This is a genomic window from Tabrizicola piscis (genome assembly GCF_003940805.1).
Classification (GTDB): Bacteria; Pseudomonadota; Alphaproteobacteria; order Rhodobacterales; family Rhodobacteraceae; genus Tabrizicola; species Tabrizicola piscis.
In genome coordinates, this window is the sequence record NZ_CP034328.1 from 244,408 (window position 1) to 260,053 (window position 15,646).

At 64.4% G+C, this 15,646-nt stretch carries 15 protein-coding genes; 3 read left to right on the forward strand and 12 right to left on the reverse strand.

The window, feature by feature from the left end; genetic code table 11:
- The first annotated feature begins 168 nt into the window (after positions 1-168).
- Entirely contained in the window at positions 169-1,101 is a 933-nt protein-coding gene (gluQRS, locus tag EI545_RS01130; protein ID WP_125323756.1) for a tRNA glutamyl-Q(34) synthetase GluQRS, read from the forward strand.
- Between the two features lie 32 nt (positions 1,102-1,133).
- On the opposite strand, the gene hisI is transcribed toward gluQRS, so the two are convergent.
- A complete protein-coding gene (gene hisI, locus EI545_RS01135; protein WP_125323757.1) occupies positions 1,134-1,508 on the reverse strand; it encodes a phosphoribosyl-AMP cyclohydrolase in 375 nt (124 codons plus the stop codon).
- A 62-nt stretch (positions 1,509-1,570) separates the two neighbouring features.
- Here hisI and EI545_RS01140 point away from each other — a divergent pair, with 62 nt between their 5' ends.
- A complete protein-coding gene (locus EI545_RS01140) occupies positions 1,571-2,008 on the forward strand; it encodes an iron-sulfur cluster assembly scaffold protein (protein WP_125323758.1) in 438 nt (145 codons plus the stop codon).
- 120 nt (positions 2,009-2,128) lie between these two features.
- Here EI545_RS01140 and EI545_RS21725 read toward each other — a convergent pair whose 3' ends face one another.
- From EI545_RS21725 to sciP, 5 genes are all read right to left on the reverse strand, one after another.
- A complete protein-coding gene (locus EI545_RS21725; protein WP_281275735.1) occupies positions 2,129-2,251 on the reverse strand; it encodes a hypothetical protein in 123 nt (40 codons plus the stop codon).
- Between the two features lie 152 nt (positions 2,252-2,403).
- Positions 2,404-4,488, reverse strand: a complete 2,085-nt coding sequence (gene recG / locus EI545_RS01145) for an ATP-dependent DNA helicase RecG (RefSeq protein WP_125323759.1) — start codon at positions 4,486-4,488, stop codon at positions 2,404-2,406.
- A complete protein-coding gene (gene ligA / locus EI545_RS01150) occupies positions 4,485-6,617 on the reverse strand; it encodes an NAD-dependent DNA ligase LigA (protein ID WP_125323760.1) in 2,133 nt (710 codons plus the stop codon). Before ligA ends, recG begins: the two co-directional genes overlap by 4 nt.
- Positions 6,618-6,671: 54 nt before the next feature.
- The gene (gene ctrA / locus EI545_RS01155; RefSeq protein ID WP_125327179.1) at positions 6,672-7,382 is read right to left on the reverse strand and encodes a response regulator transcription factor CtrA; all 711 of its coding nucleotides are present in this window, start codon (positions 7,380-7,382) and stop codon (positions 6,672-6,674) included.
- 97 nt (positions 7,383-7,479) lie between these two features.
- Positions 7,480-7,758 carry a CtrA inhibitor SciP gene (gene sciP / locus EI545_RS01160; protein ID WP_125323761.1) on the reverse strand — a complete coding sequence of 93 codons (279 nt, stop codon included), beginning with the start codon at positions 7,756-7,758 and terminating at the stop codon, positions 7,480-7,482.
- A gap of 125 nt (positions 7,759-7,883) precedes the next feature.
- Between sciP and mnmA the strand changes: the two genes are divergently transcribed.
- Positions 7,884-9,020 carry a tRNA 2-thiouridine(34) synthase MnmA gene (gene mnmA, locus EI545_RS01165; protein ID WP_125323762.1) on the forward strand — a complete coding sequence of 379 codons (1,137 nt, stop codon included), beginning with the start codon at positions 7,884-7,886 and terminating at the stop codon, positions 9,018-9,020.
- 127 nt (positions 9,021-9,147) lie between these two features.
- On the opposite strand, the gene lpxB is transcribed toward mnmA, so the two are convergent.
- The 6 genes from lpxB to bamA form a co-directional block, all read right to left on the reverse strand.
- Complete coding sequence (gene lpxB, locus EI545_RS01170; RefSeq protein ID WP_125323763.1) at positions 9,148-10,296, reverse strand: lipid-A-disaccharide synthase; 1,149 nt, start codon at positions 10,294-10,296, stop codon at positions 9,148-9,150.
- Between the two features lie 112 nt (positions 10,297-10,408).
- Positions 10,409-11,158: an LpxI family protein gene (locus tag EI545_RS01175; RefSeq protein ID WP_125327180.1), complete on the reverse strand. Its 750-nt coding sequence runs from the start codon at positions 11,156-11,158 to the stop codon at positions 10,409-10,411.
- Between the two features lie 53 nt (positions 11,159-11,211).
- A complete protein-coding gene (gene lpxA, locus EI545_RS01180) occupies positions 11,212-12,009 on the reverse strand; it encodes an acyl-ACP--UDP-N-acetylglucosamine O-acyltransferase (protein ID WP_125323764.1) in 798 nt (265 codons plus the stop codon).
- Positions 12,006-12,488 (reverse strand): 3-hydroxyacyl-ACP dehydratase FabZ, encoded by a 483-nt coding sequence (gene fabZ, locus EI545_RS01185; RefSeq protein ID WP_125323765.1) that lies wholly within the window; start codon positions 12,486-12,488, stop codon positions 12,006-12,008. The genes lpxA and fabZ overlap by 4 nt, the downstream gene beginning before the upstream one ends.
- Positions 12,489-12,580: 92 nt before the next feature.
- The gene (locus tag EI545_RS01190) at positions 12,581-13,171 is read right to left on the reverse strand and encodes an OmpH/Skp family outer membrane protein (RefSeq protein ID WP_164517177.1); all 591 of its coding nucleotides are present in this window, start codon (positions 13,169-13,171) and stop codon (positions 12,581-12,583) included.
- 43 nt (positions 13,172-13,214) lie between these two features.
- Positions 13,215-15,536, reverse strand: coding sequence for an outer membrane protein assembly factor BamA (gene bamA / locus EI545_RS01195; RefSeq protein ID WP_125323767.1), 2,322 nt, complete (start codon positions 15,534-15,536; stop codon positions 13,215-13,217).
- Positions 15,537-15,646 lie beyond the last annotated feature (110 nt).

Sequence of the window (15,646 nt, forward strand, 5' to 3'; positions counted from 1 at the left end):
TCCCGCGCCGCATGACAAGCGCCTCCCCTCCCCCTTGTGGGGAGGGGATGGGGGTGGGGGGCACCCCGCCAGACGCCTTCCCGCCCCGGCCCCCGCGCCGGGGCCTCGTGGTCCAGCCGCGCGCCACTCCCAGATGGGGGTCCCGGGTCAGACCCGGGACGGGGTCTCATGTTCGTAACCCGCTTCGCCCCCAGCCCCACCGGGCCTTTGCATCTTGGCCACGCCTATTCCGCAATCCTTGCGCATGACATGGCCCGCGCCGAGGGCGGCAAGTTCCTACTCCGGATCGAAGATATCGACCGCCAGCGCTCCAAGCCGGAGTGGGAGCTCCAGGTGATCGACGATCTTAACTGGTTAGGGGTCTGGTGGGACGCCGACCCGATGCGTCAGTCGGACAGGTTGCCAACTTACTCCCAAGCCCTTGATATGCTGTGGGATATGGGCCTGATCTACCCCTGCATTTGTACACGCAGCGATATCGCAGCAGCTCTGTCAGCGCCGCAGGAAGGCGTGGCGCTGCCAAGCGGTCCGGACGGGCTGATCTATCCCGGAACCTGCCGTGACCGTATGTGGTTCGAACGGACCTTCCCCGAGACGCATCCACGCCCCCAGACCGATACCTTCCGTCTGAATATGGCTATCGCGGCGCATCGCAGCGACGCCTTCATCCACCGCATCGACAGTGCGCAGGGGGGCTGGCACTCCTACGCAACCTATCAGGAAACTGGAATCGGTCCCGAAGGCAGGGCTGGCCGCATTGAGTTCACCCCCGAAGACATGACCAAGAGCGTTGGCGACATCGTCATTGCCCGGCGCGACATGGGCACGTCCTACCATCTTTCAGTCGTCCTTGACGATGCCGCGCAGGGTATCACCCATGTCATCCGGGGCGCGGACCTGACCGAAGCGACAAAGATCCACGTTCTCCTGCAGCACCTCTTCGGCCTGCCCACGCCGATCTACCACCACCACCGCCTGATCCGCGACGACCAAGGCAAGCGCCTTGCCAAACGCGACGACGCCCGCGCCATTGCGAAGTACCGGTCCGAAGGTGCGACCCCCGCCGACATCCGCCGGATGGTAGGGTTACCAACGGCTTAACGCTGTTCTGGCTATCCTTTCAAGTCAATGGCTTAGGGATTTGTCCCGGGCAGGGACACCGCGATGATCTCGACTTCCTCACCCTCCCGGACCGCCGTATAGAAACACGACCGCCGCCCGGTGTGACAGGCCGGCCCCTCCTGCTCGACCAGTGCCAGCAGGCAATCCCGGTCGCAATCGACCCGCAACTCCACCAGCCGCTGATGGTGGCCCGACGTCTCTCCCTTGACCCAGAACGCCTGCCGCGACCGCGACCAGTAGGTGACCTTCCCGGTCTCCAAGGTGGCCGCGACCGAGGCCGCGTTCATCCACGCGACCATCAGCACCTCACCCGAGACATGGTCCTGCGCCACGCAAGGGATCAATCCCTTGTCGTCAAACCTCAGGCTTTCGGGATCAAACGGCATCGTGTCACTCCTTGGCAGGCCGGGCGCAGCAGACTACATACAGGGTCAGGCAGGGAGTTTCCATGAGCGACAGCGACCTTCTCCAGCTCTACTCCAACCGCATCCTCGCGCTTGCGGCAGACATCCCGCATCACGGGCGGCTTGCCGCACCCCAGGCCACGGTGCGCAAACGCTCACCGCTCTGCGGCTCGACCGTGACGGTGGATGTGGTCGCCAAGGACGGCCGCGTTGCCGAGTTTGCGCAGGACGTGAAAGCCTGCGCGCTTGGCCAGGCCGCGGCGGCGGTCGTCGGCGCGGCGGTCATCGGCCGCACCCTGCCCGAACTTCAGGCCGCACAGAACCAGCTTCGGGCGATGCTGAAAGAGTCCGGCCCCGTCCCCGCCGCCCCTTTCGACGGTTTCGAGGTGCTGCTGCCAGCCCGCGACTACAAGAACCGCCATGCCTCGATCCTGCTGGCGATCGAAGCGGTGTGTGAAGCGATGGCTACAGCCACAGCATAAAAAAAACCGCCGCGCATCCCGGGGATGGCGGCGGCAGTAGCGCATCTGGAACCGGCAAACCATGACGGGCATGGGGGGAAGGCCGATCACCCTTGGGGGACAGAGCGCGGGGCAGAAACCTCAGGCAAGGCCGGGCACAGAGAGCACGGCGAACAGCAGAACAAACAGCGCGAGAAGGCCGACGGTATCTTCAACCGCGCCACGCGGGGTGTGGGTCAGAAGGGTCTTTACGGCGGCTTTCATGGCGTTCTCCCTACTTGTTGCTTGATTGTTCTCATGTCCGGCAACGGTTGTAAAGAACTTTTTAAGAACAAATGAGAACAAAGCGGGACATCCACACTGCATCGCCCCACCTGCTCAGGGGTCAACACGCAGGGGGCCGGACGGGTTCCCCCTTATCCCACAGTGATCAGTCGGATCGCCCGGTCCTGATCCAGCAGCCAAAGCAGAGCCCGCACGGATCGGCCGCGCGCGCTGGTCAGGCTGGGGTCATCGAGCAGAAGCTTGCGTGCGTCGGACTGGGCCAGCGCCATCAGCGCCGCCTGACGTTCCAGATCAGCCACACGGAACCGGGGCAGCCCGGATTGCGCGGTGCCGATCACATCCCCGGCCCCGCGCATCGCGAGGTCTTCTTCCGCGATGCGAAACCCGTCCTCCGTGTCGCGGATCGTGGTCAAGCGGCGGCGGCCGGTTTCGTTCAAGGGCGCCTGATAGAGCATCAGACAGGTCGAGGCTGCATCGCCCCTGCCAACCCGGCCGCGCAACTGGTGGAGCTGCGCAAGGCCAAAGGTTTCCGCCCGCTCGATCACCATGATGGAGGCGTTGGGCACGTTCACCCCGACTTCGATCACCGTTGTCGCCACCAGCACGGACGTCTCACCCGCCACAAAGCGGGCCATTGCGGCGTCCTTGTCGGCTGGCGGCATCTGGCCGTGGACCAGCCCGACCCGATCCCCCAACTCGGCGCGTAAGGTGCGAAAGCGTTCCTCGGCGCTGGCGTAGTCCACCACTTCGGATTCCTCGACCAAGGGGCAGACCCAATAGGCCTGCCGCCCCTCTGCCACCGCCTTACGCAGGTGATCGACGACCTCATCCAGCCGTTCGTCCGACACCATCGCCGTGCGGATCGGTTTGCGACCGGCCGGTTTTTCATCCAGCACGGACACATCCATGTCGCCATGCGTGGCCAGCGCAAGGCTGCGGGGGATCGGTGTTGCGGTCATCACCAGCACATCCACCGCTTCGCCCTTGGCGCCCAGTTCCATCCGCTGGACGACGCCAAAGCGGTGCTGTTCATCCACCACGGCAAGGCGCAGGTCCTTGAAGGTGACATCCTTCTGAAAGACCGCATGGGTGCCGACCAAAATCGGAATGCGCCCCATCGCCAGATCTTCCAGTTTCATCGCCCGGTCCGCCCCCCGATCACGACCCGTCAGCAGTTCCAGCCTGACCCCTGCCGCGCGGGCGAGCGGGGCCAAACCCTCAAAATGCTGGCGGGCAAGGATTTCGGTCGGGGCCATCATCACGCCCTGCCCTCCCGACTCAACCGCGACCAGAAGAGCCTGGAAGGCGACAAGGGTTTTGCCTGACCCAACGTCGCCCTGCAAAAGCCGGTTCATGCGCAGCGGCGCGGCCATGTCCGCCGCAATCTCGGCAATCGCGCGGGTCTGGGCGGCAGTTGGCGCGTAGGGCAGACCCGCCAGCACCTTGGCGCGAAGCGAGCCATCCCCAACCGTCGCAACCCCCTTGGCCCGGCGGATCGAGGCGCGGGCCAGCGCAAGGGTCACCTGATGGGCAAAAAGCTCGTCATAAGCGAGGCGCGTCCGGACCGGATGGGTGGCCGCAAGCGCCGCCGCTGTGTCGGGCGCGTGGGCTGCCGTCAGGGCGGCGGGCCAATCCGGCCAGCCCTCACGCGCCTTTAGGGCGGGATCAATCCATTCACCAAGCGGCGGGACCCGGGTCAACGCGGCGGCCACGGCCTTGGCGACGACCTTTTGCGTCAGACCGGCCGTCAGCGGGTAGACGGGTTCATAGGTCGGCAACTCCCCCGCTTCCTCCGGCCGCAGCACATGGTCAGGGTGGACCATCTGGGCGATGCCGTCGAAAAGTTCGACCTTGCCCGAGATCAGGCGGCGCTGTCCGGTCGGCAGCAATCTTTGCAGAAAATCGGCCCGGGCGTGGAAGAAGACCAGCATGAATTCCAGCCGCTCATCCTTGACCATCACACGGTAGGGCTTGCCCTTCAGCCGCGGCGCCAGATGGGCGCCAACCTCCACCTCCACCGTCAGGGTTGTCGGCGGGGTCACATCGCGGACCGAGGCGCGGCGGGTCCGGTCCACGCCCGAGTGCGGCAAGAGGTAAAGCAGGTCCTTTGGCCGGGCCACGCCCAGCATTTCAAAGGCTTGCGCAGCCTTTGGCCCGACACCGGGCAGTGTCTCCAACTCCGCGAACAGCGGGAAAAGGGCCTCGGGCCGGGTCATCCGCCGATCAGCCGCAGCCAGGCGTCTTCGTCGATGATCTCCACCCCCAGCCGTTCGGCGTCCTTGGCCTTTGACCCTGCACCGGGGCCCGCGATCACCAGATCAGTCTTTGCGCTGACCGATCCGGCAACCTTCGCGCCCAAAGCCTCGGCCCGGGCTTTCGCTTCCGCGCGGGTCATCTTTTCCAGACTGCCGGTGAAGACGACGGTCTTGCCTGCAACCGGACTGTCGACCGCGCCGCGCCGGGCCACGGGTTGCACGTCAAGTTCGGCGACAAGCGCATCCATCGCGGCGCGTTCAGCGGGGTTCTGGAAGGCATCGACCAGACTTTGCGCCAGCACCGTCCCCACCCCGTCAATCGCCGTCAGTTCCGCCCAATCCGCGCTGCCGGGGGTGGCGTGGGTGATGGCAGCCTCAAACGCCGGCCAAGTGCCGTAGTGCCGGGCCAACAAGCCTGCCGCCACTTCGCCCACATGCCTGATGCCCAGGGAAAAGATCAGCCGATCCAATGGGATGACGCGCTTTGCTTCGATGGCCGCAAAGAGCTTGGCGGCGGAGACGTCCCCAAAGCCATCCCGATTCTTCAGCTTCTGCAAGGGGTTGACGGCGTCTCTTGCGGCAAGCGTGAAGATATCGGCGGGGGCTTTTACCGGCAGAAGGCTGTCACGGAAGAACATCTCCACCTGTTTGGAGCCGAGACCTTCGATGTCGAAGGCCCCGCGGCTGACGAAATGCTTCAACCGCTCCACCGCTTGGGCCGGGCAGATCAGCCCGCCGGTGCAGCGCCGGACGGAATCGCCAACCTCGCGATGGGCGGGGCTGCCGCATTCGGGGCAAATCTGCGGGAAAACATAGGGTTGCGCGCCGTCCTTGCGACGCGCCAGATCCACGTCTGCGACTTTGGGGATCACGTCCCCGGCGCGGTAGACCTGCACCCAGTCGCCCAGCCGAATATCCTTGCCGTCGCGGATCGGGTTCCCCTTGGAATCCCGCCCGGCAATGTAGTCCTCATTGTGCAGCGTCGCGTTGCTGACGACCACACCGCCCACGGTCACCGGCCGGAGGCGCGCGACGGGCGACAGCGCCCCAGTCCGGCCGACCTGAATGTCGATCCCCAAAAGCTCGGTCCAGGCGAGTTCCGCGGGAAACTTGTGCGCGATGGCCCAACGGGGGGTCGTTGAGCGGAACCCAAGCCGGGCCTGCAGGGCGAGGTCGTCAACCTTGTAGACCACCCCGTCAATGTCATAGCCCAGCGTCGCCCGCTGCGCCTCGACCCGGCGATAGTGATCCAGCATCGCCTCGGGACCGTCGCACAGAACGGTCAGCGGGTTGGTTGCGAACCCCAACTCGGTGAAGCGCTGGATCGCGCCAAACTGAGTTGGGGCCAGCGGGGCCGAAAGCGCGCCCCAGGCATAGGCAAAAAACCGCAGCGGCCGCTTGGCGGTGATCCCGGCATCCAACTGCCGCAAGGACCCGGCCGCGGCATTGCGCGGGTTGGCGAAGACCTTCTCGCCATCAGCCGCCTGCCGTTGGTTCAAGGCCAGAAAATCGGCATGCGACATGTAAACCTCGCCGCGCACCTCAAGCAGATCCGGCGCGCCGATCAGGGTCTGGGGGATATCGCCAATCGTGCGGGCGTTGTCCGTCACGTTCTCGCCCACCTCGCCGTCGCCGCGCGTGGCAGCTTGGACCAGAGCGCCCTTCTCATAGCGCAGCGACAGGGAAAGCCCGTCAATCTTCGGCTCGGCCGTAAAGCTGATGGCCCCGGCATGGCCCAGAAAGCGGCGGATGCGGTCGGTGAATTCGACGACCTCGCCTTCCTCAAAGGCGTTTTCCAGGCTGAGCATCGGCACCGCATGAGTGACCTTGCGAAACCCGTCAGCCACTGGCGCCCCGACCATGGCCGTCGGGCTTTTCATCTGCGCCGCCCGATCAATCGCCGGGAAGGCGGCCTCAAGCTCGGCCAGACGGCGCTTCATGCGGTCATAGGCCGCATCCGTCAGTGTGGGCGCATCGTCACGGTGATACGCAACGTTGGCGTCAAGCACCTTGCCTGCCAGTTCCGCCCATTCGGCGACGGCCTCTGCCTCGGTCATGTCTGCGACCGGACGTTCGACGTTCTCGCTCATCCCAACCCCCTTCGCCTTGCCCAATCCTTAGGGGTGCGGCGGGTTCAGGACAAGTCAGGCGCTTGCAGCCAGCTTTGGCGCTGTGGTCCCCACCGGATCGCGCAACACATAGCCCCGCCCCCAGACGGTTTCGATGTAATTCGCGCCGCCCGTCGCTTCGCCCAGTTTCTTGCGCAGTTTGCAGATGAAAACGTCAATGATCTTCAGTTCCGGTTCATCCATGCCGCCGTAAAGATGATTCAGGAACATTTCTTTCGTCAGCGTCGTCCCCTTACGCAAAGATAGCAATTCCAGCATCTGATATTCCTTGCCAGTCAGATGCACGGTCTTGCCGTCGACATCGACTGTCTTTGCATCCAGATTGACGGCGACACGCCCGGTCTTGATCACCGACTGGCTATGGCCCTTGGACCGCCGGATGATCGCGTGGATACGCGCCACAAGCTCTTCGCGGTGGAAAGGTTTGGTCAGATAGTCATCCGCGCCGAACCCGAAGCCCTTGAGCTTGCTTTCAGTATCGTCAGAACCCGACAGAATCAGGATCGGCGTTTCCACACGGGCCTGGCGGATCTGGCGCAGCACGTCATGCCCGCTCATGTCCGGAAGATTCAGGTCCAGCAGAATCAGGTCGTAGTCATACAGTTTCGCCAGATCGACACCGTCTTCGCCCATATCGGTGCAATAAACGTTGAGATTCGCGTGGGTCAGCATCAATTCAATGCTGCGCGAGGTGGTAGGGTCGTCTTCAACAAGCAGGATGCGCATTTTTCGGATTCTCCGCTCCATTGCCCACATCGTTAACGACATTGGGTGGCAATGGTTAACCGACGGTTACTTTGCCTGAGCGGGAGTACGAAACAATCTAAAGTTGTCGCAATTTTTGAATGGCGGTGACTTTCAGACCCTTGTCGCCATGGCGTTCGACTGCCGCCCGCCACAGGGCAAATTCTTCTTCCGACAGCGCGTAGCGTTCCAGCGCGTCGGATTGTGTGATCAGACCGTAGATCACGGCCTTGACCACCACGGCCTTGCGGCTTGCGACCCAGCGCCGCGTGTCCGGCGCCGGCAGATCGGCCCGCGACAGGATGGTGCCATCTGGCAAGGTGACCTGCCTTGGTCCTTCGACACGTTTCAGGAACATCAGCCTTTCCCCATTCATTTTGCGGTAATCTGGCGTATCAGGCTTAATCAATCCTGAAACAGGGGATTGAGAGTGCACCGCATTTTCATATATTGCCCGGTATCTCAGACATCTGGACAGCACCCATGCCGCGCGACCTGCCGCTGAACTCACTTGGCCTGCCCAAGCCCCCGTCCCAGACGCGGGTGGTCGTTGCCATGTCCGGCGGCGTCGACAGCAGTGTTGTGGCCGCCCAATTGGCCGAGGAGGGCTATGATGTCGTCGGCGTGACGCTGCAGCTTTACGATCATGGGGCGGCACTGGCCAAGAAGGGCGCCTGCTGTGCGGGGCGCGACATTCACGATGCGCGGCGTGTGGCGGAAACCATGGGGTTTCCGCACTATGTCCTCGACTACGAAAACACCTTCCGCGAAGCCGTGATCGAGGAATTCGCCGACGCCTACCTTGCGGGTGCGACCCCGGTCCCCTGCATCCGCTGCAATGAACGGGTGAAGTTCAAGGACCTCTTGGCCACCGCCAAGGACCTTGAGGCGGACTGCATGGCCACGGGCCACTATATCCAGCGCAAGATGGGCGTGCTTGGGGCCGAATTGCATCAGGCCGCCGATCCTGCGCGGGACCAGAGCTACTTTCTGTTCTCGACCACGCCGGAGCAGCTGGACTATCTGCGGTTTCCGCTTGGGCATCTGGCCTCGAAAGCCGAGACCCGGGCGCTGGCGGCGAAGTATGGGCTGCCGGTGGCGGACAAGCCGGACAGTCAGGACATCTGCTTTGTGCCGAACGGCAACTATGCGGCGGTGATCGAGAAGCTGCGGCCCGGGGCGGCGGATCCGGGGGAGATTGTGGATCTGGATGGCCGCGTGCTGGGCGGGCACCGTGGGGTGATCCACTACACGGTGGGGCAGCGGAAGGGCCTTGGGATCGGCGGGTTGGAAGAGCCGCTTTATGTGGTGAAGCTGGACCCGGTGCTGCGCAGGGTCATCGTCGGGCCGAAAGAGGCGCTGTCCACCCGGATCGTGCCGCTGAAAGAGATCAACTGGCTGGGGGATGCGCCCTTCACCTCGCAGGAGACGTGGCATCTGGACGTCAAGGTCCGGTCTACCCGGCCACCCCGGGGGGCGATTGTCCGGCCGACGGGGCCGACCACGGCTGAGGTGGAGCTGATCGCGCCAGAGGATGGGGTCAGCGCCGGGCAGGCTTGTGTCTTCTACGCGCCCGAGGGAGGGCGGGTGTTCGGGGGCGGGTGGATCTGGAAGGGGTAGAGCCCTGTCCCGGGCAGGGACAGGCCTTCGATCCAGTGAAATCAAGGGCTTGCCTCACCCCTTTCAGGAATGGTTCACCATGACAGAGGCGATGGGCCTGCCCGTCGTACAGAAGTTTCGGCAATCCCTAGCGCGGCAGGGCTGCGAGCACCGACCGCGCGGCGCGCAGGCCGGGGGCTTCCCCGCCACGGCCAAGGCGGTCCATCGTCAGGGCCATGGCGGCGTCCTGGCTGGTGCTGTCCTTGCCCAGCAGGTCCAGCAGGCGCGGCGCGATGGCGCTGGCGCGGCAGTCGGGGCCGATGAATTCGGGCACGACGCGAGTCTCTGACACCAGATTGACCAGCGTCACCGTGTCGATCAGCGCGGCGCGGCGCATCAGCCACAGGGTCAGCGGTGCCATGTCATAGGCGATGACCATGGGGCACATCTGGGCGGCAAGCTCCAACGACACGGTTCCCGAGGCGGCAAGCGCCACATCCGCCGCGGCAAAGGCCGCGGTCCGGGTCGCCACATCGGGGGCGGGCAGAATGACCGGCTGGCCTGGCCAGTCGGCGATCAGGCTGCGCAAATGGCCTTCAAGATGGGCAGGCGTCGGCACGACGACGCGCAGGTCGCGGGTCTGCGGCACCAAGGCCGCCAGCGATTCGCCAAAGGGCCGGGCAAGGCGCGTGATTTCCGACCGGCGCGACCCGGGAAGAGCAGCGATCAGCTGCGCGTCGGGACGGATGCCATGCGCCTGCCGGAAGGCGGCGGCCTGCGCTGTTGTGGCCACCGGTTCGGACACGACCGGATGACCCACAAAATCGCAGGTCATGCCGGCGGCGGTCATATAGGGCGGCTCGAACGGCAGGAGGGCGAGAACGTGGTCAATGACCCGCGCCATTTTCGCCGCGCGCCCGGGACGCCAGGCCCAGACCGAGGGGGCGACATAGTGGATGGTGCGAAAGCCGGGCCGGGATGCCTTGACGATCTTCGCCACGCGCAGGCAGAAATCAGGGCTGTCGATGGTCACCATGGCGGCAGCACCTGAGGCCAGAGCGGCTTCGGCGGCCTGCGCAATCCGACGCTTGAGCGGGAAATACTTCGGCAGCACCTCGGCGATGCCCATGATGGACAGCTCTTCCATCGGGAACAGGCTTTCCAGCCCTTCGGCCTGCATCAAGGGGCCGCCAATACCGTCGAACGTGATCCCGGGGGTGAGGTCCTTCAGACCGGCCATCAGGGCCGCCCCCAGACGGTCACCCGAGGGTTCGCCCGCGATGAGGAAGATCTTCACCGCAGCCTCATGCGGTGGCCGGGGAAAGGGGGGCCGTCTGCCCCCCTTGGCGCTGCGCGCCCTACCCCCCGAGGATATTTGGGCAGACAGAAAATGGACAAGGCGGCAGGCATCAGCCGCGCGCCCAGAGGAACAGGCCAAGGTCCGCGGCAAGGCGCTGCATGTCAGGCAGGTTGAGGCAGATCACCCCGCCCGCTTCGAAGGCGACCCCGCCAAGGCCCGCAGCGGCCACGGCGCGGAGGGTATCGGGGCCGAGGGTGGGCAGGTCGATGCGCCGGTCTTGCCCGGGCTTGCTGGCCTTGTAGAACAGACCCCGGCCCCGCGCCGGATCGGGGCGGAGCTGTGGGGGCAAGGCGGCGACAGCGGCAAGCATGGCGTCGGTGCCGGGCAGCGCCTCAACCGCCAGACAAAGGCCTTGGGCGACGACTGCCCCCTGCCCCACATCCACTGCGCCGAGGGCGGCGACGATGGCAGCGGCGCGGGTGGCGTCGGCCTGATCGCGGTCAGTCAGCGTGCCTGCAAGCAGGCCAGCGGCGGGAAGCAGTGACGGGGCCACATCCGCCACACCGGCGACGGCAAAACCGCTTTCGGTGAAGATGTCGATCACGGCGCGCAGGGTGGCGTCGTCGCCAGCGGCCATGGCCTGCATCAGCCGGGGAAGCATGGCGGCGGTGGCAGGGTCAAGAAGGGCCGGATCAAGCCTTGGGCGGGTGACGGCACCGGCAAAGACCACGGTCGTCACGCCACGGTCTTGCAGGCTGTGCAGGAAGGGCATCAGACGTTCGACCCGGAACGGGAGATCAACGGCAAGGCCTTCGGGGGTGAAGCCTTCCATCGCGGCGACAAGGGGCTGCGGGGACATGGCCTGCGTCAGGGCAAGGGGAAGACCACCCCGACCAGCGATCAGGGCGACGGTCACCGGCCGCCCTTCGGGGTCAGGAAGCTACGGTCGGATTTGGTCAGGATGAAATCGGCAATCTCGCGCACGAGGGGGTTGTCGCTTTCCTCGGCCAGTTTGCGGGCGCGGTCCTGAAAGCTGCCGTCTTCCTGCGCAAGGGTCTGGAAGGCGGCGCGCAGGGCGGTGATCCCGGCGCGGTCGACGCCACGGCGTTTGAGACCGACGAGGTTCAGGCCGTCAAGCTCACCCCTCGGGGCCTGGACGAGGCCGTAGGGGATGACATCGTTGGTGACCATGGTCACCGCGCCGATGATGGCCCCCTGCCCGATGCGCACCCATTGGTGGACGCCAGAAAGGCCGCCGACAATGACGTCATCGCCCAGCACGCAATGCCCGGCGATGGCGACGTGGTTCACAAGGATCACCCGGTCACCAATCTGGGAATCATGCCCGACATGGGCGCCGGTCATGATCAGGACGTCATCACCGACGCGGGTGATGCCGCCACCACCTTCGGTGCCGGTGTTGAGCGTGGCCCCCTCGCGGATGCGGCAGCGTTTGCCGATAACCAGACGGGTGTGTTCACCGGCGTATTTCAGGTCTTGCGGAACCTCACCCACGGTGGCGAAGGGGAAGATCGTCGTGTCTTCACCCACCTCGGTCCAGCCGGTGATGACGGCGTGGGATTTCACGGTGACGCGGGCGTGCAGGGTGACTTCGGGGCCGATCAGGCAGAAGGGGCCGATGTCGCAGCCTTCGCCAATGGTGGCGGCGGGGTCGACGACGGCCGAGGGGTGGATGCGGGGGGCGGTCATGCCTTGGGAACGTCAAACATCGCCATGAAGGTCGCCTCGCAGGCCAGTTCGCCCTCGACCATGGCGCGGCCTTCGAATTTCCAGACCCGTCCGCCGCCGCGGAGGGCTTTGACGTGCAGCTCCAGCACATCGCCGGGCACGACCTTGCGGCGGAACTTGACGCCATCGACGCCCATGAAGAACACCTTGGCGTTCTTGTCGACGAGGTCCATGGAGAGGCCGACGAGGATGCCGGAGGTCTGGGCCATGGCCTCGATGATCATGACGCCGGGAAAGATCGGCATGCCAGGGAAGTGGCCCTGGAACTGCGGTTCGTTCAGGGTGATGCATTTGATGCCGACGCAGCCTTCGTTCAGCACGATGTCGCGCACCTTGTCGATCAAGAGAAACGGGTAGCGATGCGGGATGATCCGCTGGATCAGGTCAAGATCGGCCGTCGTGGGTGCCGTTGTGGCGGCTGGCTGGGCGGCTGCATCCATGGTCATACCTCATAAGCTGGTGGAACGGCGGCGCGTTCCCTTGGCTTTTGCTACCAACTCGGCCAGCGGGTGACAAGTTGGCGCGGGCGCGTTCAGGGCGCAGGGGGAGGTGTGGTGCCCAAAGGCAGCACGGCATCGACCCGCGCGATGGCTTCGTCGGTGACGTCGATGGCGGTCAGCGACAGGATGACGCTGGATTTTTCCAGAATGGCCACGGCGCCCTTTTCACCCATCAGGTCACCCAGCACGGGTACAGCGGCGCGCAGGAAGGCCTGACGGTCCGCGTCTCGCGCCCGCGAAAGATCCCGCACCTTCGCGTCCTGTTCGTCGCGGATGCGTTCGACCTTGGCATCAAAGGCACTGGCGAGGGCTGCGAATTCATCGGCGGGCAGCGTTTCGCGACGGGTGGTCAGGTCCTGTTCTTCGGCGATCAGGGCAGCCTCGATCTGCTTGTTCTCAACGTCGAGTGCCTGGGAGGCTTCGCGTTCCCGGGCAAGGCTGGCTTTGCCAAAGGCCGATTCGGTGAAGAAACGGTCCTGCTCTATGGTCAGCACCATTGTCCCGACCACGGTGCGCGCCTCTGGCACTGGCTGCGTGTCTGGCAAGGGCTGCGCCTCAGCGTCAGGCGTGTCCTGGGCCAGTGCAAACCCGGTCAGCAGGCACAGCACGCCGACCAGGGGCATTGACCCACGGACTAGGCGCCGCAGACACCCGCCGACGCCCATGTCAGAACTGCGTCGAGATGGTCAGGTCGAACGATTGTTCCTTGTCGTAATCTTCCTTCTTCAGCGCGTGGCTGAAGTTGAACCGCAACGGCCCGATCGGCGTTGTCCAGAAGACCGAGAACCCGACGGTGGCACGCGGAATGAAGCTGTCATCCACAGTGCCGATGCCGGCAGTGTTGTCGAGGCTCCAGACCGAGCCGATGTCAAGGAAGGCCCCGCCGGTGATCCCGTATTCTTCTGGCAGGCCAAGCGGGAAATCCGCCTCGAACCGGGCGACGGCGAACATGTTCCCGCCAAGCGCGTCCTGATCGGCCGCCCCAAGATCACGCGGACCGATCCCGTTGGCTTCGAAGCCGCGAATCTTGCTGTTGCCGAAGTAGCGTTCGGTCACCCGGCTGATATTGCCGCCCAGCGACGTGATCGCCCCACCTTCGAAAACGGCGCGGAGGGTGACTTCCTCGTTGAGGATGCGGGTTTCGGCCAAGGCCAGAGCCGTGGTTTCGATATATTCGGTATCGCCGCCCAGCCCTGCGAAATCCTGGCCAAAGCGCAGCAGGATCCCGCCGTTGGGGTTCAGCCCGGACACCCGGGTATCGTATTCATAGTTGTAGCCAAGCGAAACGGTGCGCAGCGCCCCACGATCGGATTCGGCGATCAGGATCGGCGAGTCACCGTCGTAGTTTGAAATCTTGTCTTCCGACAGCCGGAAGCGGAGGTCCAGATTGGACAGCTCGCCCAAGGGGAAGCCGATCCCCGTGGTGAACCCGATATTGCGGGTATCATAGGACGCATTCTGGTTGTCCGAGGTCCGGTAGTAGGCCCCGACCGAAAAGCTGAGATCGCGGCCCAGCAAGGCCGGTTCGGTAAAGTTGAACGACGAATTCTGGTTGTCGGTCCCGACGTTGAGCGACAGCCCCAGTCGCTGCCCGCGCCCAAGGAAGTTCGCTTCGGAAAAGGCGACGTTCACACCGGTGCCACTGTTCACCGAATAGGTCAGACCAAAGCTGAGCGACCCGGTCGGCTGTTCCTCGACATCGACGTTCACGACGACCTGATCCGGGCCCGACCCCGGCTCGGCGTTGACTTGCGCGTCCGAGAAGAAGCCAAGCGCGCGGATGCGTTCGGCCGACTGGCGGATTTCGCGCGGGTTGAAGGGATCGCCTTCGACCGTGCGGAACTGGCGGCGGATCACCTGATCCAGCGTGGTGGCGTTGCCTTCAATGTCGATCCGTTCGACGAACACGCGTTCGCCCCGGACGATGGCAAATTCGACGTTGACCATCTGGCCGCGATCATTGCGGGTGATGCGCGGTTCGATGCGGACGAAGTTCAGGCCCTTCTTCAGGGCCAGATTTTCCATCCGGGTAATGTTGTTGTCGATCAGAAGCGGCGTGTAGGTCTGACCAGTGCGGATGCGCTGGACATCGGCAAATTCGGCCGCATCAACGCCTTCGATTTCCGAAACCGTTGTCACGTTGCCAATGCTGTAGGGCAGGCCTTCGCGCACGGTGAAGGTGACGAATGTCGCGTCCCGCTCGCGGCTGACCTCGGCCCCGGCGTCAAGCACCTGAAAGTCGATATAGCCGCGCGACAGATAGAAATCCGTCAGCACTTTCTTGTCGAGTTCCAGACGTTCGGCAACGAAAGTGTCGCGCCGGATGAAGGTGCGCAGGAAGCCGGCCTGTTTCGTTTCCAGCACCTGACGCAGACGGCGATCGCTGAAGGCGCGGTTGCCGACAAACGACAGACGCTCGATTTCAACAACGCGGCCTTCGGTCACCTCAAAGACAAGGTCGACACGGTTGTCAGTCCGACGGATGATCTTGGGGGTGACGGTTGCGGCCATCCGGCCCTGAACGCGGTACAGTTCGGCAATGGCCGCTGCGTCGGATTCGGCGGTGCTGGGCGAATAGACCCGACGGGCCTGCGACTGGACCAACGCGGCCAGTTCTTCGTCCTTGAGGCGGCGGTTGCCTTCGAAGTTGATGATATTGACGATCGGGAATTCCGCGACCCGGATGATCAGGGTGGACCCCTGCGGCACAACCTCCACCGTTTCGAACAGACCGGAGTTGGCGATGCGCTGATACGCGTCGTTCAGGGCGGCGGCGGAAACCTCTTCACCGCGACTGATTCCGGCGTAGGACAGGATTGTTGCGGGGTCGACTCGGACGTTGCCTTCGACAACGACGTTCGAAAAAGAAAAGCTCTGCGCGAAGGCCGGGGTCAGGAACGGCGCTGAAACCGTTGCGGCACCGAGGAAAACCGCTGTAGCCAGCAATCGTGCCCGTGCGGCAGCCGTGGAAGACCGTCCTTTGGTCATGCGGAAGGTCCCTTGCATCTTCTGTCCTCGTCGATCTGTGCCGTTTCAGGTTGACTACCGGGAAAGCCAAGCTTTGTCAAAAGCCTGCGGTCCTTGTGGATAACTTTCCC